This window comes from Pseudoduganella violacea (assembly GCF_014191875.1).
Lineage (GTDB): Bacteria > Pseudomonadota > Gammaproteobacteria > Burkholderiales > Burkholderiaceae_D > Rugamonas > Rugamonas violacea_A.
On the sequence record NZ_JACHXD010000006.1, the window covers coordinates 65,676 to 90,407 of the forward strand.

26 protein-coding genes are annotated in these 24,732 nt (G+C 61.1%); 18 read left to right on the forward strand and 8 right to left on the reverse strand.

The features are described from left to right. Nucleotides 1-90: 90 nt before the first annotated feature. The 6 genes from FHS03_RS12270 to FHS03_RS12295 all read left to right on the forward strand — a co-directional run bounded on the left by FHS03_RS12270 (nt 91) and on the right by FHS03_RS12295 (nt 5,295). On the forward strand, nt 91-318 hold the full coding sequence (locus FHS03_RS12270; protein WP_183441469.1) for a sulfurtransferase TusA family protein: 228 nt from the start codon (nt 91-93) through the stop codon (nt 316-318). Nucleotides 319-539: 221 nt separating this feature from the next. Beyond that, nucleotides 540-1,289, forward strand: a complete 750-nt coding sequence (locus FHS03_RS12275) for an electron transfer flavoprotein subunit beta/FixA family protein (RefSeq protein ID WP_183441267.1) — start codon at nt 540-542, stop codon at nt 1,287-1,289. A 36-nt stretch (nt 1,290-1,325) separates the two neighbouring features. Next, nucleotides 1,326-2,258, forward strand: coding sequence for an electron transfer flavoprotein subunit alpha/FixB family protein (locus tag FHS03_RS12280; protein ID WP_183441268.1), 933 nt, complete (start codon nt 1,326-1,328; stop codon nt 2,256-2,258). Nucleotides 2,259-2,353: 95 nt separating this feature from the next. Beyond that, on the forward strand, nt 2,354-4,144 hold the full coding sequence (locus FHS03_RS12285) for an acyl-CoA dehydrogenase (RefSeq protein ID WP_183441269.1): 1,791 nt from the start codon (nt 2,354-2,356) through the stop codon (nt 4,142-4,144). Between the two features lie 113 nt (nt 4,145-4,257). Then, a complete protein-coding gene (locus FHS03_RS12290; RefSeq protein WP_183441270.1) occupies nt 4,258-4,539 on the forward strand; it encodes a ribbon-helix-helix protein, CopG family in 282 nt (93 codons plus the stop codon). A 138-nt stretch (nt 4,540-4,677) separates the two neighbouring features. Then, the gene (locus FHS03_RS12295; RefSeq protein ID WP_183441271.1) at nt 4,678-5,295 is read left to right on the forward strand and encodes a LysE family translocator; all 618 of its coding nucleotides are present in this window, start codon (nt 4,678-4,680) and stop codon (nt 5,293-5,295) included. A 69-nt stretch (nt 5,296-5,364) separates the two neighbouring features. Here FHS03_RS12295 and FHS03_RS12300 read toward each other — a convergent pair whose 3' ends face one another. Next, entirely contained in the window at nt 5,365-6,111 is a 747-nt protein-coding gene (locus tag FHS03_RS12300) for a siderophore-interacting protein (RefSeq protein WP_183441272.1), read from the reverse strand. Nucleotides 6,112-6,243: 132 nt separating this feature from the next. Here FHS03_RS12300 and FHS03_RS12305 point away from each other — a divergent pair, with 132 nt between their 5' ends. Next, entirely contained in the window at nt 6,244-6,873 is a 630-nt protein-coding gene (locus FHS03_RS12305; RefSeq protein ID WP_183441273.1) for a TetR/AcrR family transcriptional regulator, read from the forward strand. Here FHS03_RS12305 and FHS03_RS12310 read toward each other — a convergent pair. From FHS03_RS12310 to FHS03_RS12320, 3 genes are all read right to left on the reverse strand, one after another. After that, a complete protein-coding gene (locus tag FHS03_RS12310) occupies nt 6,870-7,865 on the reverse strand; it encodes a proline dehydrogenase family protein (RefSeq protein ID WP_371871660.1) in 996 nt (331 codons plus the stop codon). The two genes, FHS03_RS12305 and FHS03_RS12310, sit on opposite strands and share 4 nt — an antisense overlap. A gap of 151 nt (nt 7,866-8,016) precedes the next feature. Then, nucleotides 8,017-8,436 (reverse strand): outer membrane lipoprotein, encoded by a 420-nt coding sequence (locus FHS03_RS12315; RefSeq protein ID WP_050409040.1) that lies wholly within the window; start codon nt 8,434-8,436, stop codon nt 8,017-8,019. A gap of 132 nt (nt 8,437-8,568) precedes the next feature. Beyond that, complete coding sequence (locus FHS03_RS12320; RefSeq protein ID WP_183441275.1) at nt 8,569-8,985, reverse strand: NINE protein; 417 nt, start codon at nt 8,983-8,985, stop codon at nt 8,569-8,571. A gap of 217 nt (nt 8,986-9,202) precedes the next feature. Here FHS03_RS12320 and rpsP point away from each other — a divergent pair, with 217 nt between their 5' ends. The 8 genes from rpsP to FHS03_RS12360 all read left to right on the forward strand — a co-directional run bounded on the left by rpsP (nt 9,203) and on the right by FHS03_RS12360 (nt 16,339). Then, complete coding sequence (gene rpsP, locus FHS03_RS12325) at nt 9,203-9,448, forward strand: 30S ribosomal protein S16 (protein ID WP_176348672.1); 246 nt, start codon at nt 9,203-9,205, stop codon at nt 9,446-9,448. 15 nt (nt 9,449-9,463) lie between these two features. Continuing rightward, nucleotides 9,464-10,021, forward strand: a complete 558-nt coding sequence (gene rimM / locus FHS03_RS12330; RefSeq protein ID WP_221208128.1) for a ribosome maturation factor RimM — start codon at nt 9,464-9,466, stop codon at nt 10,019-10,021. 9 nt (nt 10,022-10,030) lie between these two features. Continuing rightward, on the forward strand, nt 10,031-10,777 hold the full coding sequence (gene trmD / locus FHS03_RS12335; RefSeq protein WP_183441276.1) for a tRNA (guanosine(37)-N1)-methyltransferase TrmD: 747 nt from the start codon (nt 10,031-10,033) through the stop codon (nt 10,775-10,777). 108 nt (nt 10,778-10,885) lie between these two features. Then, nucleotides 10,886-11,269 (forward strand): 50S ribosomal protein L19, encoded by a 384-nt coding sequence (gene rplS, locus FHS03_RS12340; RefSeq protein WP_050409036.1) that lies wholly within the window; start codon nt 10,886-10,888, stop codon nt 11,267-11,269. 61 nt (nt 11,270-11,330) lie between these two features. After that, nucleotides 11,331-11,987 carry a CoA pyrophosphatase gene (locus tag FHS03_RS12345; protein ID WP_183441277.1) on the forward strand — a complete coding sequence of 219 codons (657 nt, stop codon included), beginning with the start codon at nt 11,331-11,333 and terminating at the stop codon, nt 11,985-11,987. Between the two features lie 46 nt (nt 11,988-12,033). Continuing rightward, the gene (locus tag FHS03_RS12350; protein ID WP_183441278.1) at nt 12,034-12,993 is read left to right on the forward strand and encodes a CobD/CbiB family protein; all 960 of its coding nucleotides are present in this window, start codon (nt 12,034-12,036) and stop codon (nt 12,991-12,993) included. 191 nt (nt 12,994-13,184) lie between these two features. Further along, a complete protein-coding gene (locus tag FHS03_RS12355) occupies nt 13,185-13,514 on the forward strand; it encodes a DUF3579 domain-containing protein (RefSeq protein ID WP_176348577.1) in 330 nt (109 codons plus the stop codon). A gap of 77 nt (nt 13,515-13,591) precedes the next feature. Then, nucleotides 13,592-16,339, forward strand: coding sequence for a M16 family metallopeptidase (locus tag FHS03_RS12360; RefSeq protein WP_229426187.1), 2,748 nt, complete (start codon nt 13,592-13,594; stop codon nt 16,337-16,339). 176 nt (nt 16,340-16,515) lie between these two features. Here FHS03_RS12360 and FHS03_RS12365 read toward each other — a convergent pair whose 3' ends face one another. Genes FHS03_RS12365 through FHS03_RS12375 form a run of 3 tightly spaced genes read right to left on the reverse strand, consistent with a single transcriptional unit; the run spans nt 16,516 to nt 19,762 of the window. After that, nucleotides 16,516-17,538 carry a lysophospholipid acyltransferase family protein gene (locus FHS03_RS12365; RefSeq protein WP_183441279.1) on the reverse strand — a complete coding sequence of 341 codons (1,023 nt, stop codon included), beginning with the start codon at nt 17,536-17,538 and terminating at the stop codon, nt 16,516-16,518. A gap of 12 nt (nt 17,539-17,550) precedes the next feature. Continuing rightward, nucleotides 17,551-18,510: a hypothetical protein gene (locus FHS03_RS12370; protein ID WP_183441280.1), complete on the reverse strand. Its 960-nt coding sequence runs from the start codon at nt 18,508-18,510 to the stop codon at nt 17,551-17,553. 25 nt (nt 18,511-18,535) lie between these two features. Next, on the reverse strand, nt 18,536-19,762 hold the full coding sequence (locus FHS03_RS12375) for a hypothetical protein (protein ID WP_183441281.1): 1,227 nt from the start codon (nt 19,760-19,762) through the stop codon (nt 18,536-18,538). Nucleotides 19,763-20,321: 559 nt separating this feature from the next. Here FHS03_RS12375 and FHS03_RS12380 point away from each other — a divergent pair. Then, entirely contained in the window at nt 20,322-20,717 is a 396-nt protein-coding gene (locus FHS03_RS12380; RefSeq protein WP_183441282.1) for a hypothetical protein, read from the forward strand. Beyond that, nucleotides 20,717-20,962 carry a helix-turn-helix domain-containing protein gene (locus FHS03_RS12385; RefSeq protein WP_183441283.1) on the forward strand — a complete coding sequence of 82 codons (246 nt, stop codon included), beginning with the start codon at nt 20,717-20,719 and terminating at the stop codon, nt 20,960-20,962. The genes FHS03_RS12380 and FHS03_RS12385 overlap by 1 nt, the downstream gene beginning before the upstream one ends. A gap of 22 nt (nt 20,963-20,984) precedes the next feature. Here the strand turns inward: FHS03_RS12385 and FHS03_RS12390 are convergent, their stop codons facing one another. Beyond that, nucleotides 20,985-21,725, reverse strand: coding sequence for a GntR family transcriptional regulator (locus FHS03_RS12390; protein WP_183441284.1), 741 nt, complete (start codon nt 21,723-21,725; stop codon nt 20,985-20,987). Between the two features lie 294 nt (nt 21,726-22,019). Between FHS03_RS12390 and FHS03_RS12395 the strand changes: the two genes are divergently transcribed. Then, complete coding sequence (locus tag FHS03_RS12395; protein WP_183441285.1) at nt 22,020-24,683, forward strand: TonB-dependent receptor; 2,664 nt, start codon at nt 22,020-22,022, stop codon at nt 24,681-24,683. Nucleotides 24,684-24,732 lie beyond the last annotated feature (49 nt).

Below are 24,732 nucleotides of genomic sequence, written 5' to 3' on the forward strand. Positions count from 1 at the left end.
GTCACGCCAGATGTTTTGGAGTAGTATGTCGGAAATCAGTACACATTTTGCGAGATATTGATGAGCGACACACTAGTAGACACCGCGATCATGGAAGTGCATAAAGAACTCGACGCCCGCGGCCTGAACTGCCCGCTGCCGATTCTGAAGGCGAAGAAAGCATTGGCCGAGCTGGAAAGCGGCCAGGTGCTGAGGATCATGGCCACCGACCCCGGTTCCGTGCGCGACTTCCAGGCCTTTGCCAAGCAAACCGGCAATGCCTTGCTGTCGCATGTGCAAAACGGCACCGAGTTCACCTTCCTGATGCAGCGCAAATAAGTCTTTCCGCAGGGCGGGGCGCTGTGGTTGCCCCGTCATGTCCGCCTGTTCTACCCAGTCTTACAATCCATCTTCAACCAGCCTTAAGCCAGTTTGCGCTAATTTTAGAAGCTTCGTACTAACAAAAAATCGCACGATCGTGCTTTAATTTGGTGCGACTCTAAAATTGCTCTTATAATCTAGCCCACTTTTCACATATTCATTTTTCCAAAGGCACAGCTATGAAAGTCTTGGTACCCGTCAAACGCGTGGTGGACTACAACGTCAAGGTGCGCGTCAAATCCGACGGCACGGGCGTTGATATCGCCAACGTCAAAATGTCGATGAACCCATTCGACGAGATCGCGCTGGAAGAGGCGACCCGTTTGAAGGAAGCCGGTAAAGTTACCGAAGTGGTGGCTGTGTCCTGCGGCGTGACCCAGTGCCAGGAAACCCTGCGCACCGGTATGGCGATCGGCGCCGACCGCGGCATCCTGGTGGAAACCGCGACCGAACTGGAACCGCTGGCCGTGGCCAAGCTGCTCAAAGCGCTGGCCGACAAAGAACAGCCGCAACTGATCATCCTGGGCAAACAGGCGATCGACGACGACTCCAACCAGACCGGCCAGATGCTGGCTGCGCTGCTGGGCTGGCCGCAAGCGACCTTCGCGTCCAAAGTCGTGCTGGAAGACGGCAAAGCCACCGTGACGCGCGAAGTGGACGGCGGCCTGGAAACCCTGTCCCTGACCCTGCCGGCCATCATCACCACCGACCTGCGCCTGAACGAGCCGCGCTACGTGACGCTGCCGAACATCATGAAGGCCAAGAAAAAGCCGCTGGATACCGTCAAGCCGGAAGACCTGGGCGTGGACGTGGCGCCGCGTCTGAAAACCCTGAAAGTCGTCGAGCCAGCCAAGCGCTCCGCCGGCATCAAGGTGCCGGACGTGGCAACCCTGGTGGCGAAACTGCGCACCGAAGCCAAAGTTATCTAAGCGCGGCCTGGCCGTCTAACCCTTATAGGAATCATCATGGTCGCATTAGTTATTGCTGAACACGACAACGCCAGCCTGAAAGGCAGCACCCACCACACCGTTACCGCAGCCGCGCAGTGCGGCGGCGAAGTCCACGTCCTGGTGGCCGGCAGCAATGCCGCCGCCGCCGCCGCCCAAGCCGCGCAAATCGCCGGCGTGACGAAAGTGCTGGTCGCCGACGCGCCGCATTTCGCCGATGGCCTGGCCGAAAACGTGGCCGAGCAGGTGCTGGCGCTTGCCGCTCCTTACTCCCACATCCTGGCGCCTGCCACCGCCTACGGCAAGAACATCCTGCCGCGCGTGGCCGCCAAGCTGGACGTGGCGCAGATTTCCGAAATCACCAAAGTGGATGCGCCGGACACCTTCGAGCGTCCGATCTACGCCGGTAACGCCATCGCCTACGTGCAATCGTCGGACAAGGTCAAAGTCATCACCGTGCGCACCACCGGCTTCGACGCCGCTGCCGCCACTGGCGGCTCGGCCGCCACCGAAACCGTGAGCGCCGTTGCCGATTCCGGCAAATCGGCTTTTGTCAGCCGCGAAGTGGCCAAGTCCGACCGTCCGGAACTGACCGCCGCCAAGATCATCGTGTCCGGTGGCCGTGGCATCGGTTCGGCCGAGAACTTCAAAGTGCTGGAGCCGCTGGCCGACAAGCTGGGTGCCGCCATGGGTGCTTCGCGCGCCGCCGTGGACGCGGGCTTCGTGCCGAACGACTGGCAGGTTGGCCAGACCGGCAAGATCGTCGCGCCATCGCTGTACATCGCCGTCGGCATCTCCGGCGCGATCCAGCACTTGGCCGGCATGAAAGACTCCAAGACCATCGTGGCCATCAACAAAGACCCTGAAGCGCCGATCTTCTCCGTTGCCGATTACGGCATCGTGGGCGATCTGTTCGAAGTGGTGCCGGAACTGATCAAAGAACTGGGCTGATTAAGCCGCGCTGCAGAGTGGATTGAACATCAAGAGCCACGCTGGCCTCGGGCACACAAGCCGGGCCACCGTGGCTTTTTTCTTGGAGAGATGAGATGAGCTATCAAGCACCATTGAAAGACATGCTGTTCGTGATGAACGAGCTGGCCGGCCTGGGCGCCGTGAACGCGTTGCCCGGCTGCGAGGACGCCACGCCTGAAACGGCGGAAGCGGTACTGGAAGAGAATGCGAAATTCTGCAGCGGCGTGGTCGCGCCGCTGAACCACGAGGGCGACAAGGAGCCGAGCTTCTGGAAAGACGGCAATGTCACCACCGCCAAAGGCTTCAAGGAAGCCTTCAAACAGTTCGCCGAAGCGGGCTGGCAGGGCTTGCAGCATCCGACGGAATTCGGCGGCCAGGGCTTGCCCAAGCTGGTCGGCACGCCTTGCGTGGAAATGCTGCACGGTTCGAACCTGAGCTTCGCCCTGGTGGCGCTGCTGTCCGACGGCGCCATCGAAGCGCTGCTGACCGCAGGCAGCGACGAGCAGAAAGCCACCTTCCTGGAGCCGCTGGTGACGGGCAAATGGACCGGCACCATGAACCTGACCGAGCCGCAGGCCGGTTCCGACCTGGCCGCCGTGCGCACCCGCGCCGTGCCGCAGGGCGATGGCACTTACAAGATTTTCGGCACCAAGATCTTCATCACCTACGGTGAGCACGATATGGCCGAAAACATCATTCACCTGGTGCTGGCGCGCACGCCGGACGCGCCTCCGGGCGTGAAGGGCATCTCGCTGTTCATCGTGCCGAAGTTCATGGTGAATGCCGACGGTTCGCTGGGCGCGCGCAACGACGCCCACTGCGTCTCGATCGAGCACAAGCTGGGCATCAAGGCCAGCCCGACCGCCGTGCTGCAGTTCGGCGACAACGGCGGCGCCATCGGCACCCTGGTGGGCGAAGAGAACCGCGGCCTGGAATACATGTTCATCATGATGAACGCGGCCCGCTTCGGCGTCGGCATGCAAGGCATCGGCCTGGCCGAGAACGCGTACCAGAAGGCCGTTGCCTTCGCCAAGGAACGCGTGCAGTCGCGCGACCTGGCCGGTTCCGCCGGTCCTGTTGCCATCATCAACCATCCCGACGTGCGCCGCATGCTGATGTCGATGCGCTCGCAGACCGAAGCCGCGCGCGCGCTGGCCTATGTCGGCGCGGGTCTGAGCGATGCCGCACACTACCACGCCGATGCCGACACCCGCGCCGCCAACCTGGCCGTGTACGAGTACCTGGTGCCGGTGATCAAGGGCTGGTCCACCGAGATGTCCGAGAACGTCGCGCGCGACGGCGTGCAGGTGCACGGCGGCATGGGCTTCATCGAAGAAACCGGCGCCGCCCAGCACTACCGCGACGCCAAGATCCTGACCATCTACGAAGGCACGACCGCGATCCAGGCCAATGACCTGGTGGGCCGCAAGACCGTGCGCGACGGCGGCAAGATCGCCAAGGGCCTGATCGCCCAGGTGCGCGCCACCGAAGCGGAGCTGGGCGCGCTGGACGGCTCCGATTTTGCCGCCATCCGCAAGCAGCTGGAACAGGGCAGCAAGGATCTGGAAGCGGTGGTCGACTACGTGGTGGCCAATATGAAGAGCGACATCAAAGCCGTCTTCGCCGGCAGCGTGCTGTATCTGAAGCTGGCCGGCATTGTGCTGGGCGGCTGGCAGATGGCCCGCGCCGCCGTCATCGCCCAGCGCAAGCTGGCAGCGGGCGAGGGCGATGCCGCCTTCTACAAAGCCAAGATCGCCACCGCGCGCTTCTTCGCCGACCATATCCTGAGCCAGTCGGGCAGCCTGCGCAGCGCCATCATCGACGGCAGCGCCGGCGTGCTGGCCCTGGACGAAGACCAGTTCTAAGCGGTTTTCTCGTCGGGTCCAAAAGCAGCCTCCGGGCTGCTTTTTTTTGTTCCGCTTATCCGCCTCGTGCTACATTGCTTGGATAAGTGGCGAAATTAACAGCGGAGTTAACTATGTCAACAACGACAATTCGCTTGCCGGAAGAGCTGAAAGAACGCGTGGACAAGGCCGCTGAGCGTACGGGAAAAACGCCGCACAATTTCATCCTGGATGCCATCGCGGAAAAGGCTGAGCAGGAAGAGTTGAAGGCCGACTTCGAAGCTGAAGCCGGTGTGCGTTTTTCGCGAATCCTGGAGACTGGTGAAACCATATCCTGGGCCGAGATGCGACGCTACCTTAAAGACCGCATGCAAGGCAAGGATGCGGCAATACCAGTGGCAAGCGTGAACTCGTGATCGTGCGCAAGTCACATGGCTATGTGGCCTTGTATGAGTATGTGGATGTAATCGATACGGTCTTTATCCTGGGCTTGCGTAGCCAACGTGAGGCAGGCTACGTCGGCTCCAGAATGTAGTCTCTTTATTGGAATGAGAATGGAACTCGCAACCCTGATGCTGTTCGTGCCGGCTTGCTTTGCGCTGAATATGGCGCCGGGTCCGAATAATCTGCTGTCGATCAGCAATGCCACGCGCTATGGCTTCCGCCTGTCCTGCGCAGCGGGGCTGGGGCGGCTGTTGGCGTTTGCCGGCATGATCGCATTGGCTTCGGCTGGGTTGGCGGTGGTGCTGCATACCTCGGAGCTGCTGTTCTACGGGATCAAGACCGTGGGCGCGGTGTATCTGCTGTACCTGGCATGGCAGTTGTGGCGCGCGGCGCCGGGGCGGGAGGGCGAGGCCGAGGCCGGCGTCGGCTTGCGGCAGCTGGCGCGCCAGGAGTTCCTGGTCGCGGCCGGGAATCCGAAAGCCATCCTGATCTTCACCGCCTTCCTGCCGCAGTTCGTCAATCCCCAGCAGCCAATGGCAATGCAGTTCGCCGTTCTCGGCCTGCTATTCCTGGTGCTGGAGATGGTGGCCATCGCCATCTATGCCTGGATGGGCACACGCCTGCGCCGCTGGTTCGCCCAGCCGAGCGGCAAGCGCATCTTCAACCGCGGCTGCGCGGCCTTGCTGGCCAGTGCCGGCCTTGGCCTGCTGCTGTCGCGCCGCAGCTGATACGGCTTCGTACTTGCGCGCCCGCAGGCGCTTCAGCATCGGGATGCGTAACAAGGTCATGACGCGCGCTTATTCGCGGTGATCGCGCTCGCCGTACTTCCAATAGGCCTTGGCCGCCACGCGATCCGCGTCCATCTCCAGCGTTTGCAGGAAGTGCTGGCGCAGGCGTTTCATGGCGGCCGACTCGCCCGCCAGCCAGACCTGGTCGAAAGGCGATACCGCCGCTTCGATGATGGACTGCGCCAGCAGGGCGCCTGGCGGCAGCTGGGCCGCGTCGGCCAACAGCCAGCGGGCGCGCAGTTCGGCGCGGGTGTTCAGGGGCTGCAGCTCATCGCGGTCGGCCACCTCGACCCACAGCCACGCTTCCACATTCTCGGGCAGGCTTTCCAGAATCGCCATCATGGCTGGCAGGGCGGTGGCGTCGCCGCCCAGCAGCAGCCGGCGCGTGTCCGCGCGCAGCTCGAAGCCGCTGTTGCGCGGGCCGCCGAAGACCACGGCTTCGCCAACTTGCGCTGTCGCCGCCCAGCCGGAGACCGGGCCGTCGGCATGCTCGCCGCCGTGCAGCAGCATATCGATGTCCAGCGTGCCTTGCTGATGGTCGAGGTGGCGGATGGTATAGGCGCGGCCTTCACCGCTCGGAATGAAGAGTTTGCCCCAGGCGCCTGGTTGCGCCACGCCGGCATAGTCGAGGAAGACCTCGATGTCCGGGCCGCCGAGGGTGATGCGGCGCATATGCGGCGTCACGCTGGTCACGGCCACGATTTCGGCCTGGCAGCGCATGGTCAGGGCTTTGGGGATGATGTCGCGTTCAGCCATGGCGGGCCTCCGCGAAAAAAGTTGTTGAGATGTGCATAAATCCGGTCCTGGCTTTAAAATACGAGCAATTGCTCAATGATTGACAGAATATGTGCAATTGCTCGCATTGAAAACTCGCGTTTGGAAAATCAGATGAAATCACTGCCACAGCCCCGTAAAATGCCGCGCCAGGCGCGTTCGCAGCATATGGTGGAGACTATTTTGGAGGCCACAGCTCGCGTTTTGGCCGAGCGCGGCTATGCCGGAACCAATACCAATGTCGTCGCGGAGCGGGCCGGCGTCAGCGTCGGCTCGGTCTATCAGTACTTCCCAAACAAGGATTCACTGATTACGGCGCTGCATGAGCGCCACGCCTCGCAGATGTACGCGGTGGTGGACAAGGTGCTCGATGGCGCCGGGGCGGGCGGCTTGCGCGCGCGGCTGGCGGATATGGTGCGCGCGCTGCTGGAGGCGCACCGCGTGGAGCCGGAGCTGCACAAGGTGCTGGAGAAGGAGTTTCCTTTTTTCGACGCGCCGCACGATGAGAGTCCCGCCGACCATAGCTTCTTCCGCCGTGTGCGCGAGCTGCTTGAAACCCATGCCGGCGAGATCGCGCCGCGCGACCGCGACCTGGCGACGTGGATCGTGCTGCGCACCCTGGAAACGCTGGTGCACGCGGCCGTGATCGACGCCCCCGCGCGTTTCAGCACGGAGGATATCGAGCAGAACATCGTCGACGTGCTGGCCGGCTACCTGATGCCGGGCGCGCCGCGCGCGGCTTAGGCGGCGCCTGGCGTCAGCAGGTCGACCACGGCCTGGTACACGCGCACCGGCTCTTCCGAAATGCGGTTCAGCACATACAGGAAGTGCTCGTCGCCGAACACCGCGTATTCGCGCGTGGGGAAGCCGCGGGCGCGCAACTCTTCGATCTGCTCCGTTCCCAGCCCGATCAGCGATTCGAACTCGTAGTTGCGCGGGTTGAGGTCTTCGCTGAAAGCCAGTGCGCTCAGCTCCTGCTGGATGCCGCGATCGTGCGTGGCGATCGAGCATTTATGGCCGCTGCGCAGCAGCTGCGCGCCGAAGCGGCGGTAAGCTTGCGCCAACTCAGGGCTGTTGCGCGCATAGGCGATGCTTTCCTGCTCCAGCATCGCCCCCTTCACCAGGCGGATGCGGCCCGGATAGCGCAGCAGCATCGGCAGGTCGTCCACGCTGCGATGCAGCTTGGCGGGCATGGTGATGCCGACATTATCCAGGCCGTCTTCTTCGTGCAGGCGGCGGTAGATGGCGTAGATCTGGCTGGTGCGCTCTGAGGCTTCCATTGAAATCATCACCTCGCGGCCGATATTGGCGGCGGCGCGCGCGATGCGGCGTGCATTGCGGTAGCCCAGCTCCTCATCGATCACCGAGCCAAGGTGGGACAGGTCGAAGGAGATCGAACAATTCAAGTCCTGGCGGCCGATGGCCGTGGTCAGCTCCATGAAGACTTCCGTTTCCGCCATCACGAACGCTTCGCTGCGGCAGCTCTCGCCCATATATTCGGCCGACGCCGCGTGGCCGGCCGCATTGATGCGCGCCACCCGCGCCAGCACATCCGTCACCTTCTGCCCCGCCACATAGCGCTTGGCTACGCGCTGCATGAAGGGCTGCAGCAGCGGATCCTTGCAAAACTTTTCCTTGGCTGCCTCATCCAGCGCCAGGGTGCGCAGGGCGATGGCAGCCTGGTCGACCAGCGGCTGCCATTGCGGCGGAAAAGATGGCGGGAGGTTTTCTTGCACGGTTGCTCCTTTTGTGTGGGGTGATCCGTTCAATAATGATGAACTTATGCTAACGCAATATGACATTTGCTGCCGAAGTTCGTATTTACTTGCGGTTCCGAGCAATAAAAAAGCAGCCCGCAGGCTGCTTTTGGCGTGGCGCTGGTGAGGCTTAGTTGCGCACGATGGTGTTGTTGGCTTTCTTGACGCGGTCGCCTTGCAGCATGCCGGGATCGTGGTCGAAGCTGAATTTCTCGGTCTTGCCGTTGTTGTAGCGGACGTTGATGTTCCAGGTTTTCACCTTGTTGACCTTGCCTTCGATTTGCTTGCCGGCGTAGGCGCCGCCGGCGGCGCCGGCCACGGTGGCGAGCTTGCGGCCGGTGCCGCCGCCGACCTGGTTGCCGAGCAGGGCGCCGGCCACGCCGCCGGCGATCATGCCGACCGCGCCGCCTTCGCCATCGCGCTCGGTGACTTGCACCGAGGTCACGGTGCCGCACTCATTGCATTTGGGCGAGGCCTTGCCTGGCTGCGCCACGGCGCCGCCAGCGGCCAGAGCCAGCATCAGCGGCAAAATGATCGAGCGCTTGTTCATGTTTCTTCTCCTGTTGTTGTGACTGGTAATCTGAGTATAGGTGACGAATTTCCAATTGGAATGTATGTCATTAACGTCCGGCAGGAAACGGACGTTGACCCAGGTTACAAGCCGTAACAGTTTGTCTTGGTGTCAGCCGTAGGCGCCGCCGGTGTAGAGCAGGTCGAACAGGCGCGCCAGGGTGGCGATCATGCAGCCGGCGCCCACCATCAGCGTGAGCACCAGGATCAGGGCCAGCGGCCAGCGCGAGTCGGATTGCTTGCCGGAGTCGGGATTGAAGCGGGCATCCCATTTTTCGTCGGACATCAGGCCCAGCACCAGGGCTTCGAGGAAGCCGACCAGCATGGACAGGATCAGCGGCAGCAGCTGGAAGAACCAGTCGGCCTGGGGCCAGGCCAGAAAGACCAGCAGCGACGCCAGCAGGCTGGCCGCATGCAGCCAGCCCCAGGGATCGCGCATGCCGCGCAGATAGAAGCGGTGCAGGCCCACGCCGCCCAGCAGGAAGGCGAGCAGGGTGGCGAAGGTTTTGTTCTTGTGCGAAATCGGCATGGCGCTGTTGCTTTTTCGTGGAAAGCTTGCAGTATCGGCCATATTGCCGCCCCGGGCCAGCATTTTTGCCTGCAAAGCAGTTGCCCCAGCCGCCGGAGTAGGGGATAATCTTGGATTACCTTGTTACTCACCCGCTGTCTTTAATGCTTGCTGGTCGCAGGAAAAGCGCGCTATAATCTGCGGCTTTTTCCGACTCAGCACACTTTTTGGAAATATTATGGTCGTTATTCGTTTAGCTCGTGGTGGCGCAAAAAAGCGTCCTTTCTATAACATCGTTGTAACCGATTCCCGCAATCGTCGCGATGGCCGTTTCGTTGAGCGTATCGGCTTCCACGATCCGATGGCTTCGGGCCAAGCTGTGCCTTTCAGCATGGCGCAAGACCGTCTGGCCTACTGGCAAGGCGTTGGCGCGCAAATGTCGCCAGCCGTTGCTCGTCTGGTTGCCAGCAACAAAGCAGCCTAAGTCTGCATCCCTGGTTTGACCGGCAAGACTGCATCCGGGGTGCAAATCCCCGATGACCTGGTTCAGGTAGGCTTTGTTTCCGGCGCCTATGGCGTGGTTGGTGGAATCAAGGTTCGTCCGTTCTCGGAAGATGCGGATGCCTTGCTGCATGTCGAAACCTGGTGGCTGGATAAACCCGGCGGCCTGCGCGACGTCGACGTCAAGCGGGCCAAGTTCCACAGCGGCGACGTTGTGGCGCAGCTGGTGGGCGTTGTGGACCGGAATGTGGCCGAGTCGCTGAAAGGCGCCTCTGTCTTCATTCCGCGCAGCCTTTTCCCGACGCTGCAGGAAGATGAGTTTTACTGGTCCGACCTGATCGGTCTGGACGTAGAGAATTTGCAGGGCGAACGCCTGGGGCAAGTGACCGATATGATGAGCAATGGACCGCAATCCATCCTGCGCATCACGGGTCCGGCCGCGGCGGGCGCCGAGGGTGAGGCGCAAGAGCGCCTGATCCCGTTTGTCGAGCAGTTTGTCATCACGGTGGACAAGGACGCGAAGAAGATTGTCGTGGACTGGGGCCTGGACTACTAAGCTACTGTCATGCAGTTCGACGTTATCACCCTGTTCCCCGAGATGTTCGCGGCACTGACGCAGTCCGGCGTAACCCGCCGCGCGTTCGAGCAGCAGAAGTGGGGCCTGTCGCTGTGGAATCCGCGCGATTTCACCACCGACAATCACCGCACCGTGGATGACCGCCCTTATGGCGGCGGTCCCGGCATGGTGATGCTGGCCAAGCCGCTGGAAGCGACCATCAACGCCGCCAAACAGCGGCAGATCGTGGCCGGCCTGCCGGCGCCGCGCGTGGTCTTCATGTCCCCGCAAGGCAGGCAGCTGACGCACGAGCGCGTGATGAACTTGAAGCAGGAACCCGGCCTGGTGATTCTGTGCGGCCGCTACGAAGCGGTCGACCAGCGTTTGCTGGACCGCTGTGTGGACGAGGAAATCAGCCTTGGCGATTTCGTGCTGTCCGGCGGCGAGCTGCCGGCCATGGCCCTGATGGATGCCGTGGTGCGCCAGTTGCCTGGCGTGCTGAATACCGACGCTTCGGCGGTCGAGGACAGCTTCGTCAACGGCTTGCTGGATTCGCCGCACTACACGCGGCCCGAGAATTATGAAGGTGTGGCCGTACCGCCCGTTCTGATGGGCGGCAACCACGCCGAGATCGATAAGTGGCGGCGCGAACGCATGCTGGAGGCGACCGCGCGCAAACGTCCCGATTTGCTGGACAAGGCCCGCGCCGCGGGCTTGCTGAGCAAACAGGATGAAAAGTTTTTGGCGGGTTTGTAAACCTGCTGTAGTACCGTGCGGGCAATGTCTGCCCGCGTGTTTAACCCCATCCTCTACTGGGCCGGTTCACTCCGTCGCGCCGGCAAGATGGTTATTGGAGTCTATACAATGGATCTGATTCAACAACTCGAGCAAGAAGAAATCGCTCGCCTGGGCAAGAACATCCCTGAGTTCGCGCCTGGCGACACCGTGGTCGTTAACGTGAACGTAGTCGAAGGCACCCGCAAGCGCGCCCAGGCTTACGAAGGCGTTGTGATCGCACGTCGTAACCGTGGCCTGAACTCGAACTTCATCGTTCGTAAAATCTCGTCCGGCGAAGGCGTTGAGCGTACCTTCCAGCTGTACTCCCCGCTGATCGCTTCGATCGAAGTGAAACGCCGTGGTGACGTACGTCGCGCTAAACTGTACTACCTGCGCGAGCGTTCGGGCAAATCCGCACGTATCAAAGAAAAACTGCCGACCCGTCGCGCAGAAGCGAAAGCAAGCGCGTAATAGCGTTCTGCCGGAATGGAAGGGGTGCCTCTGGTGCCCCTTTTTTCTTTTTGGAGTCAGCATGAGCAAGCCACTCGTCGATCCCAGTCAATGGCCGGTCGATTCCATCGCCGGCGAAGCGGCCGTCCTGCTGGAGCGCCTCGCGCCCGCATGGCTGCGCCAGCGCTTCGCCCAGCCGCCCGCATGGACGCCGGAGCTGCCCGACGAATCGACGCGCTTTCCCCGTCCGACCGCCGCCGCCGTGCTGGTGCCGCTGGTGCTGCGCGAGGAAGGCCTGGCCTTGCTGCTGACCCAGCGCACCGCCCACCTGAACGACCATGCCGGCCAGATCGCCTTTCCCGGCGGGCGCGCCGAGCCGGAAGACGGCTCGCCGGCCGAAACGGCGCTGCGCGAAACGGAAGAGGAAATTGGCCTGGCGCGCCGCCATATCGAGATTATCGGCCAACTACCCGATTATCTGACCGGGACCGGCTACCGCGTCACGCCGGTGGTGGGCCTGGTGCTGCCGCCGTTCGAGCTGCGCGCCGATCCCGGCGAAGTGGCCGAGATTTTTGAAGTGCCGCTGGCCTTCCTGATGGATGGCCAGAACCACCAGCGCCTGTCGGCCGAGCTGCCCAGCGGCCGCCGCAGCTTCTACGCCATGCCTTACGAGGAGCGCTTCATCTGGGGCGCGACGGCGGGCATGCTGCGCAATCTGTTTCATTTCTTGCGCGCATAGGCTATCGTAGCGGGCATTGCGGCATTGCTATCACAAAGGACGTTTGATGACTTTTCTTTCCATTCTTTGCGCGTTGTTGTTGGAGCAACTCAAGCCCCTGCGCGCAGATAATCCCGTCTATGCCGAAATCAAGAGCCTGGCGGTGCGTATGGAAACCTGGTTCAACGCCGGCCATGAGCGCCACGGCCAGATGGGCTGGTTCCTCATGATGGGCGCGCTGATGCTGCCCACCGCGCTGATTTACTGGGTTCTGCTGTACTACAAGCTGTATCTGGCCGCCTTCGCCTGGAACGTGGCCATCGTCTACCTGACCTTGGGCTTCCGCCATTACAGCCATTACTTCACCTCGATCCAGCTGGCCCTGAACGCCGGCGACGAGGCGGCCGCGCGTTCGCTGCTGGCCGAATGGACCAAGCAGGATACCGTGGGCATGGAAGTGAGCGAGATCGCCCGCGTTGCCGTGGAAAAATCCCTGATTACCTCGCACCGCAATGTGTTCGGCGTGTTCTTCTGGTTCCTGATGCCGCTCGGCCCTTCGGGCGCGGTGATGTACCGCGTCTCCGAATACCTGGCGCGCGCCTGGAACGAGCCGGAACATATGCGCAATGAAGCCTTCGGCGAATTCGCCGCGCGCGCCTTCTACTGGATCGACTGGATTCCGGCGCGCCTGACCGCCGTGGCCTTCGCCGTGGTCGGCAACTTCGAAGACGCCATCTACGCCTGGCGCAATTTCGCCCACCGCTGGAAGGATGAAGCCATCGGCATCATCCTGTCGGCCGGCGGCGGCGCCATGGGCGTGCGCCTCGGTTCGCCGCTGGAAAACGCGGCCAAGGTCGCGCCCTCCGACGCCACCACCATCGATATCGGCGATGTGGAGATCGACACGCTGCCGGGCGATGAGCCGAGCGTGCGCGCCCTGCAAAGCACCGTCGGCCTGGTCTGGCGCGCGCTGCTGCTGTGGATGCTGCTGCTGCTGTTGCTGTCCGGCGCGGTCTGGCTCAGTTAAGCGGGACGAACAACCTTTTCGCCGCCGAAGCGGCATACAATACGGCTTTGACGCGGGTTTCCTGCCCCTTGCGGGCATCGGGGCAGGGAAGTCGGCGTTTTTTCGGTGGAAAATCAGGTACTTACCTGTTTAGGTCTTCTATAAGATATAATACCTAAGCTTCTTCCACGTACCCTAGTTACAAGCCGCCTATGGCCAGCGAGTTCTTTATTCTTGGCGTTACCGCCGATGGCAAGCAGTTCCGTCCGAGCGATTGGGCCGAACGCTTGTGCGGGGTGATGTCCTGCTTCCGACCGGAAGGCAGCGGCGGGCGCCACGCCCACTTGCAGTTTTCTCCCCTTGTCCGCCCCGTGCTGCTGAACGGCACCAAGGCCGTCGTGGTCAGCAATGACCTGCGCGAGTTGGAGCCGATGGCCTACCACTTCGTGGTCGCTTTCGCGCGCGACAATAACCTGCAGGTGGTCGATGCCTGCCTGGTGCCGACGCCGGAAGAAGAGGCGCGCGCCCAGGCCAGTGCCTGAAGCGAGCCTTAAGCGCCGCCAATAACATTCGGGAACCGCGCCGGTTCCATAGTAGGATAGGGTTTTGCCTTTCCCGAATGTCCATGATTTCCTTCAAGCCGCGCTTCGGCGCCACCGTCTTGCTGGCCGGCCTGGCCTTCCTGCCACCGGCCTATTCCCAAACCCTGCCGCATGGCGTCGTCAAAGGCCCATCGGCCGAGGGCATCACCGAGTACCGCCTGCCGAACGGCCTGAAAGTGCTGCTGTTCCCGGACGCGTCGAAACCCACCGTCACCGTCAACGTCACTTATCTGGTCGGTTCGCGCCATGAGAACTACGGCGAGACCGGCATGGCCCACCTGCTGGAACACCTGATGTTCAAGGGCGCGCCGCGCAACCGCAACATCCCGCAGCAGTTCGCCGAACGCGGCATGGATTTCAACGGCACCACCTCGCTCGACCGCACCAATTACTACGAGGTGTTCCAGGCCAGTCCCGAGAACCTGAAATGGGCGCTGGATATGGAGGCCGAGCGCATGACCAAGTCCTTCATCTCGCGCAAGGATCTGGATTCGGAAATGACCGTGGTGCGCAACGAGTACGAAAGCGGCGAGAACGATCCCTTCGGCGTGCTGGTCAAGCGCATGCAGAGCGTGGCCTACGACTGGCACAGCTACGGCCGTTCCACCATCGGCAACCGCAGCGATATCGAGAATGTGCGCATCGAGAATCTGCAGGCTTTCTACCGCACCTGGTACCAGCCGGACAACGCCGTGCTGCTGGTGGCGGGTAAGTTTGACCCGTCCCAGACTCTGGCCTGGATCAGCAAATCCTTCGGCGTGATCCCCAAACCGAAACGCAAGCTGCCGCCTTTCTGGACGGTGGAGCCGGCCCAGGACGGCGAGCGCAGCTTTACCGTGCGCCGCAAGGGCGATATGCAGATCGTGGCGGTGGCCTACAAGATTCCGGCCGCCCTGCATGCCGACGCCGACGCCCTGGGCTTCATGTCCGATATCCTGGGCGACACGCCCAATGGCCGCCTGCATAAAGCCCTGGTGGAAAGCGGCAAGGCGGCGCAGATCTACAGCTTTAGCCTGAACGGCTACGCGCCCGGCCTGCAGGTGCTGGCGGCCTTGGTGAAGGCGGGCGAACCGGTGGAGCCGGTGCGCGAGCAGCTGGTGGCGGCGATCGAGAGTTTTGCCGCGCAGCCGCCGACGGCCGAGGAAATGGAACGGGTGCGCCGCAACGTCAGCAACGGCATCGAGAAGGCTCTGAACGACCCGCAGCAGGTGGGCGTGGCGCTTTCCGAACAGATCGCGCTGGGCGACTGGCGCCTGCTGTTCAAGGGCCGCGACGACCTGGAGAAAGTCACGGCGCAGCAGGTGAGCGAGGCCGCCGCCCGCTATCTGAAGCGCGACAACCGCACCGTGGGCCTGTTCGTCCCGGAAGACGCGCCGCAGCGCGCCGACATCCCGGCCGCGCCATCCGTGGCCGAGGTGATGAAGGACTTCAAGGGCAAGGATAGCGTGTTGACCTCGGAAGTCTTCGATCCGAGCCAGGCCAATATCATGGCACGCACCGAACTGAAAACCCTGGGTGGCCTGAAACTGGCGCTGCTGCCGAAGAAGAACCGTGGCGAGTCCGTGTCGGTGGAGCTGCGCCTGCACTGGGGCGACGAGAAGAATATGTTCGGCAAATCGCTGGTGGCCACCGCCACCGCGCAGATGCTGATGCGCGGCAGCAGCCAGTACAGCCGCGCGCAATTGGCCGACGCCTTCTCGCGCCTGAAAATGTCGGGCAGCGGCCCTTACCAGTTCGACACCACGCGGCCGAACCTGGAGCAGGCGCTGCGCCTGGCGCTGCATGTGCTGAAGAACCCCAGCTTCCCGGAAGCCGAATTCGAACAGATGCGCCAGCAGTGGCTCGTGTCCATCGAAGCGGCGCGCAACGATCCGCAGACCGTGGCGACGCAGGCGCTGGAAGAATATCTCGACCACTATCCGAAAGGCGACCCGCGCGCCGCCATGAGCATCGACGAGCAGCTGGCCGGCGTGAAGGCGCTCAAGCTGGCGGACGTGAAAGCGTACTACCGCGACTTCTACGGCGCCTCGCATGGCGAGCTGGCCATCGTCGGCGATTTCGACAAGGCGACCGCCGTCAAGGTGGTGGAGGAAGAGCTGGGCGGATGGCTGAGCAAAGCCGCGTATGCGCGCATCCCGAACAGCAATTCGGGCAAGGCGCCGCTGTACAAATTCATCGACACGCCGGACAAGGAGAACGGCTTCTACACGGCCCATATCGAGCTGGATCTGAACAAGGACGACGCCGACTATCCGGCGCTGGAACTGGCGAACTACATCTTCGGCGACGGCGGCATGAAATCGCGCCTGCTGGACCGCATCCGCCAGAAGGATGGCCTGTCCTACGGCGGCGGCTCCTCGCTGACGGCGGGCGAGAAAGACCGCGCGGGCGGCTTCTCGGTGATGGCGATCGCCGCGCCGCAGAACCTGAAAAAACTAGAAGCGGCCATCCGCGAAGAGCTGGCGCGCGCCGCCAAGGACGGCTTCACGGCGGCCGAAGTGGCGGGCGCCAAGTCCGGCTTGCTGCAGCTGCGCCTGCAAAGCCGTTCGAAAGACGAAGTGATCGCCGCCGCCTGGACCCGCTACCTGTATCTGGGCCAGACCTTCGAACGCAGCGCCCAGCACGAGGCCAAGCTGAAAGCGCTGACGCCCGAGCAAGTGAGCGCCGCCTTCCGCAAAGCCATCGAGCTGGGCAAGCTGAGCGTGGTCACGGCCGGCGACAAGGCCAAAGCCGCAGCCGGCGGCGCTCCCAACAGCGCCAAGTAACCCCACCGTTTGCGCCAAATCAAACAATGTCCACCCTGGTGTCAGGCACCAGAGTCGGACATTCTTTGATCTTTCTCAAGCAATGTCCCACCCTGGTGCCTGACACCAGGGTGGGACATTTTTTGTTTTAGATCAAAGAAGGGGGGCAATGATGCTGCCCTTTTGCGCGGTTGCCTTTAAAACAGGCCGCCGCCACCGGCCATTTGGCGTTGGGCCAGCTCGGCCAATGTGCGCTCCAGTTCCGGAATGGCTTGCTGAAACTCGGGCGCGGCCTGGCGTAGTTGTCCCAGCCAGCCCAGCTCTGACGGTGGCGCTAGGCGCAGCGTTTGGGCGAGCGCTCGGCCAACTTCGGGCAGCAGATACCAATGTTCGGGAGAGCGCCGGATCTGGCGCTCCATATCGCGGAACATGGCGCTTGCCAAAGTACGCATATCGATGTCCAGATCGCCGCAGCGCTCGATCTCAAGTGGTGCGCTCAAGCGCAGGGTGGTTTGCAGGCCTTCTTCGGGACAGGCGTAAATGCCGATGACGACGGCATTGCTTTTCAGCGCAAATAAAGATGCGCCAGCCATGGCCGGCACCAGGTGGCCGAAGAAGGGCACATAGCTGGTATGGCCAGTCACGCCCAAGCTGTCCGGCATAATCGTCAGCACTTCGCCGCGCCGCAATGCACGGATGGCTTTCAATGCAGCGCTGTTGTGATCGTTCGAAATCGGGGCATAGCCATAGCCCAGGCGGCCGAACAGGCCTTCCACATCGCCCATGGGATGGCTGGCCGGGAGTTGATTGTGGAAACTGTTGACGGTCTTAACGCGTCCGATTGTCTGAATCAGCTTGAGGGCGACAATCGTGAAATTTCCATAGTGAGGGGTGAACAGAACCACCGGCCGCTCGCTATTGCGCGCCAGGTCGAGATATTCCTGGCCCTCGACCCTCACATGCCGATACAGGAAGCGCTCCATACCTGACGCATCCAGCCGACCTAAGTGTCGGCGCAATTGCCGCCGCTGGTGCAGCGATAAATAATGGCGCCGGCATAGTTCATGGCAATCTTCCGCCGGCATATGCGGAAAGAGTCGGCGCATGGACTGACTGAAAAGGCGTTGTGCGGCGCCGCCTTTGCGGTAGGTGAATTGTGGTAGGGCCTGGCGCAGACTTTGGCGTGCCAAGAAAAGTAGTTCCGAACCGGTGTACTGCATGCGTGCTCCTGCTTAATGCGAATTGCGCATCTCTGTCAGACGGCTTTTAACAAAGGCATAGGTTTGAGCATCCAACTCCGAACCGGCTTGCCGCCAGGCGTCGAAGTAAGCCTCAAGCTGCTTCAGCTTGTCATTGCGTTCAAGTGCGCGATACTGCCCGCTGGCACGGTATAAGTGCTGCCAGCTTAGTGTCAGTTCCGGGAAAGTCTGCGCCATATTCTGCAAATGCCCGCTCAGCCAACCCATGCATAGGGCAAGTGCTTTGCCGGCGTTGGGGCCGTCGGTTTCGGCGCCTTCAAACTGCTGTAGTTGAAGGCAGGAGGCTCGTTCGGGATTTGGGGCCAGCGTCAGCATGGTTTGCAGGCCAAAGCAATATAGCAGTGGCTCCAACAAGGAAAAGGTACAGGACTTGCCGAGGAAATTCAAAGAGGCGGTCGTGCCATTGCCACGTGTATGCAGTTCCGGGAAGCTGATATATAGCACGGGCGCGCTGCCATCCGTGCGTGCCGCTTTGACGCGTTTAATGACATCGCGTGGCGGCATCGTTTGCAGCGCCTTGATTGGAGAACTCATCGCACTCATGGTATTGACTACGGCCTGGTTTTCAATCAAGACCGAGCGCCGGGCCAAGTCGGCAGGGATATTGCGTAACCATTGCAAGGTGCTCAGATTGAAGGGCAGGGCCAGCATGCAGGAGCCATGCTGCAGCAGGCGTGTGACTTCGATTGCCACAGCTGACAGCTGTGGCGCATCCGCTGGCAAGGCGCCTCGTTGTAACAGCAGCTTATAACTGCTCATGCCGGCTTGCGCCGTACTAAACGCATGCTCTTGCTGCAGGCCGAGGAAATGACGCAAGCCCATTTGCGCTAATTTAACCATACCGGTCTCCCGCTGGTTGCGGATTTCCTCAGCGGGATCTGCGATGGACAGCAGTTTTTCCAGGGGAGCGAGCAGTAGCTTTCGCAAGGACATCGTGAATTTCCTTTCGGGGCGCGTTCTAAAAACTCTGAGGGGAACTGATCGCGGCGGCAAGATCGCGCAGGACACGCAAGATTCTTTTAATCAGGAAAACACCGGTTAACACCAGCGCGGTCGGCCAGAGCAAGTCACGCATCAGATGCAGCACTGCGGATAGGAATTCCGCCTCGCCGCTGAACTCCTGAACGGTCTGCTGCATTTGCTGCGGCAGCTCGGTGAGCTGTCGTAGCAGTTCGCGTAGCAAAAAATGACCAAAGTAAGCGAAGTAGGCTCCGCTCAATAAAGTGTAGACGTGCAGGATCCATATTTGCATGGGGCGTTTATCCTGGCTGTTCGGACGACCAAGTATGCGCAACAGCAGGTTGACGGCATGACGGCGCATCTGTTGATGTAAATTATGTAGGCCGCTCAGGTCGGACAGCAGCCAGTAACCGTCGAATTTGAACATCGGGTTGAGCGTAAACAGCATGGTGAACGTGATCATCCATATCAGTTGCAGGATAAAGCTGTCGCCGCTGGAAAGCGCCCAAGCATCCAGACCAATCAGTAGCACGGCCTGGAAATATACTCCGCCCAGATCAACTACGGCGCGTTGGCGGCGTGTCAAGCGCCAAACAGGGCTCACGTCGGCAAACCAGGCGGGGAAAATCAGATAGAGCCCGATCCCGATGCCGCCATGTTGACAGCCGAAATAACGGCAGGCTGTGATATGGCCTAGTTCATGTAGCAGGCCGCTCAGCACCAGTAAAGTGAGCAGCAATGGAACGGTGCCGGCATTCTGCCAGTTGCTATGTACAGCCTGCATGGCTGCAGGTAGGGTGAGCAGGTGCAAAATGGCGAAGGCCGACAGCAGCATCGCAGCCACGCTTGGCCGGAATAGCCAAGCCAAGCGTTGGCCGAGCCTCGAGGCCAGTGCCGTTGGCAGCAGCTCCATGCTGATGAAGAAGGGGCGAACGCGATTAGTCGTAGGGCTGTCGCGTAGCAGCGCCGGCGGTAAAGTCTGTGCGCCCAGCTCATGCAGCTTGGCGGCGGACATGGGAGGACCGCCTTCGGCCGCAAAGGCTTGCTCCAGTTCGCTATCGCTTGAAGGCCGCCTGAGCAGCGCGAGTATTAATGCACGCGTCCCGGCTGAAATCAAAAAATACCGCCCCTCGCATTCCAGAAGGAAGCGAGGAGCGGCGTGCAAGGTTGTCCCATCATAGGGTGAAATCCGAATGCCGTCTTTGAGGAGGGGGGTAGGCTGCATGGATCAGGGTTGGACGGGAACAAACTACAAATTGCCTTTGTGTATTACCTATGGCGCGGGGTCACGCGTAGCGCAGCCACAAATTATCACTGAGACGGTTGGGGCTGTAACTGCCTCCATCTCAAAACGCGCCTCCAATTCTTCAATGAGGAAAGGAGTGTTTGGCTCTTCGTCAACTACGCGCTGATTTTCTGTACTTACGGTTTGCATGTCTAACTCCAGAAGTAATTCACTCCGACTTATGCCTTCTTACCGCAAGCGGTAACGCACCGGACTTTGCGCTGCCTCATCAGGCTGCCTTGTTGGGCTTTCCGAATCAGTTAGAATAAAGTGTATTACAGACATAATTTATTGTAAAGACATAAAAAATTATTGTTTAACGATGATTAATTCCTATATCTTAAGAAGTGGTCGGCCTGCTGTTAGGCGTCTTTGCAGTAGCTTACAGGGCATCCTTGTTGTATTTGTGGCATTGCAGATACTTTATTTCGCCTTGTCTTGGGGCTCGACAGAGAGCTACTACGTGATTTCTATACGCATGTATTTCTATCCAGAAGGCATGACCTTCGATGAGTTGCTTCATCTAAGCTTTGTTCACCGCTTGATAGGCATCGGGCTTGGACTCCCTGCGCTGGGCATGCTGCTCTACGCCGTTATACAGTTGAATAGTATTTTGGCTTCAATAAAAGAAGGTATGATTTTTTCCCTACGCACCATTGCCGCCATGCAGGCGTTTGCCGGGTCGCTTCTCCTCTATTTGGTGTTGGGCAACCTGGAAAAGCCGCTGCGTGCCTCGCTCCTCAACGCGATGTCGGAGGTGCCGCTGCTGAAGTTTTTTTTCACCCTCAACTCAAATGAGATTTTGCTGGTTCTTTTGTGCGCCTTGTTCTACGTTCTGACTGCCATCATGTATGAAGGCCGTCGTCTGGAGGAAGAAAACAAGGGGTTCGTCTGATGCCCATTATTGTCAACCTCGATGTCATGCTGGCGAAACGCAAGATCAAGTCCAAGGAACTCGCTGCCCATGTAGGAATCACCGAACAAAACCTTTCCCTGCTCAAGTCCGGCAAGGTCAAGGGCATACGTTTTGTCACGCTGGAGAAAATTTGCGAGCGCCTGGCCTGCCAACCGGGCGATATTCTGGAGTGGCAGCAGAGCGAGGGCGCGGAGGAGGACACCGCGCCGGCCGAATTGCTCTAGCAGGAAGGAAGTGGGTTGGAACTCAGGGCGTGCTGAGTTCGGCCACAAAGTCATACATATCGCCGCGGAAGATCGAGCGGCAAAACTCCACCGCGCGGCCATCGCGCAAAAAGCCCAGCCTTTCCACCGCCAGTCCCGCATCGCCTTGCTGCGCCTGCAGCAGCGCCGCCTGTTCCGCGTTCAACAGCAGGGCCGAGAGGCGCTGCAAGGCGCGCACCGGCCGGTTGCCGGCCTTCTCCAGCGCCTCGTACATCGAGACATCGACCGCGTCCAGCGCGGGCAGGGCGGTGGCGACAATCGTCGCGTACTCCAGGCACATCGGCACATCGTCGGCGAAGCGGATGCGGTTGAAGCGGTACACCGGCGCGCCGGGGCTGAGCCGCAGCCGCAGCGCTTCTTCCGGCGTGACCGTGCCTTCCGAGCGCTTCAGCCACACGCTGCGCGGGGTGCGGCCGCGCGCGCGCATGTCCTCGGAAAACGAGGTCAGTTTGGCGAAGTTCTTTTCGATGCGGGTGTTGATGAAATTGCCGGAGCCGGGGCGGCGCACCAGCAAGCCTTCGTCCACCAGGCCGTCGATGGCCTTGCGCACCGTGATGCGTGAGATCGACAGCTCGCTGGCCAGCTGGCGCTCGGCGGGCAAGGCTTCGTCGGGCCCGAAGATGCGTTTGTCGATGGCTTCACGCAGGGCGCGCTGTAATAACTGGTATAGGGGCAGGCTGCTGGTTTGCGCCATGGCCTCCATGATTTGTGCAAGTGATGTCATACCACTTTCTTTCTTGTCTCGTGCGGAGCGCGTGCCTGCGTGGCTCCATTCTTGTCAAACAACGTCTTTCGATAATACCAAAAAAAGACCATGCGACAAGCTGCCAGCCTACCGTGCGTGGCTGCAACACCGCATCTTCACTCTAGGCTTACTAAGTGTTGATAGTGCATTATGTGTTTTTTGTGCAACGTTTGAAAAAAATCTAATAACTGGTAGTGATTTGGTATTGAGTGGGGGTATATTGGCGTGCAATTGGTTTTATGCAATTCCACACAGCACAGCTTAGGAGGAGACATGAAGCGCAATCTGACCCCGATCGCCACTGCGGTCGCCATGCTCGCCGTCGCCAGCGGCGCGGCGGCGCAAACCCCGCCAGCCAGCCCCCAGGTCGACGAGTCGGCGGTGGTCACGGTGACGGGCGTGCGCGCCGCGCTGGCCCAATCGCTGAACCAGAAACGCAATGCCGATTCGCTGGTGGAGGTCGTGACCGCCGAAGATGTGGGCAAGATGCCGGACAAGAGCGTGGCCGATTCGCTGCAGCGGGTGCCGGGCGTGTCGGTGGCGACGGCCGGCGGCAGCGAGGGCGGCTTCGGCGAGAACGACCGCGTCAGCCTGAAAGGCACGCCATCCAATCTGACACTGACCACGCTGAACGGGCATACCGTATCGAGCGGCGACTGGTATGTCTCGAATATCACCAACGGCGGCCGCTCGGTCAGCTACTCGATGTTCCCTTCCGAGCTGATCGGCCGCATCACCGTGCATAAAAGCTCGCAAGCCAATCTGATCGAAGGCGGCGCGGCTGGCAATGTGGACATCGAAACGCGCAAGCCGCTCAGCTTCAAGAAGCCCCTCACGCTGATGGGTTCCGTGGAGGGCGTGTACAGCGAGGGCGCGAAGAAGACCGACGCCCAGCTCAGCGCCCTGGCCAACTGGAAGAACGATGCCGGCAATATGGGCGTGCTGCTGCAAGTGTTCGACGAGAAGCGCAGCCTGCGCCGCATCGGCCAGGAATTCCTGGCTTGGGCCAAGGTCGATAGCGCCCTGGCGCCGGAATGGGTGAAATCCAATCCGGAAGTCAACGGCAAATGGCTGTCGGTGCAAACCGGCACCGCGCTGTTCGAGCAGCAGCGCGAACGCAAGGGCGGCATGCTGGACGTGCAGTTCAAGGTCAGTCCCGATTTCAGCTTCGACATCAGCGGTTTCTATACCCGTCTGGACGCCGACAATATCAACGCCAACTTCATGATGGATGCGGGCCAGCCCCTGTCCAACAACGCCAACCTGGCGGGCAGCGGCGGCATCCGGCCGGCGGCGTGGACGATCAAGGGCGATACCATCACCTCGATCAGTTTCCCGGCGACTTGCCCCGTGGCCGATTGCAGCGATATGGGGACTTCGCTGCAAGACATCATTGCCCGTCCCGGCTCCTACAGCGATTCCAAATTCCTCAATCTGGACTGGCAATGGCGCGCCAACGAGCAGCTGAAGTTCAAGGGCCAGATCGGCACCACGCGCGGCACCGGCTATGCGCGCGATTACGGCTACGAGGCATGGCTGGCCTATGCCGGCACCAGCTTGACCACGTATGGCCTGGACCAGCCGGCCACAGTGATCGTGCCGAACGCGGGCAGCTTCCAGCCGCGCAGCGGCGCCAACTTCTTCAGCGGCTGGGCTTCCGACACCAAGGCCAAGGACAAGGAGAGCTATGGCCAGGTGGACGGGGAATACAAAACGCCGTGGGAAAGCGTGCCCACCCTGCATTTCGGCGCGCGCATGGCCAAGCATGACCGCGATCTGATCTGGCTCGCCGGCACGGTGGCGCCGGCGGGCGGCTTGGCGGCCAACCGCCCCAGCGGCCTGACCACCTTCCCCGACAGTCCCTTGCCGAATCTGCTGAACAAGGGCTGGACCTTCAGCGCCGACTCGATGAAAGCCTGGGGCGACAAGTATGTGAGCTTCGACACCCACGCCTACCAGAGCGAATTCAAGATCCGCGAAAAAGCTTCGGCGGCGTATGTGATGGGCGATCTGAGTTTGGGGCCGGTGCAAGGCAATATCGGCGTGCGTTTCGTGCGCACCCAGATCGATGTGGCCAACGGTTCGCCCAACGACCGCTGGGCGCCGATCGAAACCTCGCGCACGTATAACAATTTCCTGCCCAGCCTGAACCTGCGCACCGACCTGTCGCAGAACGTGGTGCTGCGCGGCGCGGCCAGCCGCACCCTGTCGCGCCCCGACATCGGCGCCCTTGGTTCGCTCAGCCTGAACGATCTGACGCTGGCGGCAAATGGCGGCAATCCGAAGCTGACGCCCATCCTGTCGAACAATGTCGATGCGGGCGTCGAATGGTACTTCATGCCGAAGTCGCTGCTGGGTGTGAATGTCTTCAATATGCACATGGCGTCGTATGTGACGTTCGGTTCATCGACGGCGGATTTCTATAACCAGTCCATGGGCCGCGTCGTCAGCTATACCATGAGTTCCGCGGTGAACACCAAGGCGCGCGTGCGCGGCATCGAGCTGCAGTATGTGCAGGACCTGGGTAATGGCTTCGGAGTAAATGCCAACTATACCTACGCCGACGGCAAGGAAACCGGCAAGGCGCCGCGTTCGGCCTGCGCCGATCTGGGCGACTGCAATATGGTGGGCACCTCCAAGCGCTCATACAATGCCGGGGTCTTCTACGAAAACAGCAAGTTCAGCGCGCGCGTCAACTACAGCTATCGTTCGGCCTTCCTGAATGGCCTGGACCGCAACAGCGCGCTGTATCAGGACGGAATCGGCACGCTGTCGGCCGCCTTCAACTACAATCTGACCGAAAACCTGACGCTGTCGCTGGAAGGCAAGGATTTGAATGATCCAACCCTGAAATCGTATGCCACCACCAAGGACCGCCCGAGCGCCTTCTATAAGAACGGCAAGCAGATCTTCTTTGGCGTCCGTGGCAAGATGTAAGGCGTCGGAAGGGCAATAGTAGTACGGGGCAGGACCGCGCGGAGTCCTG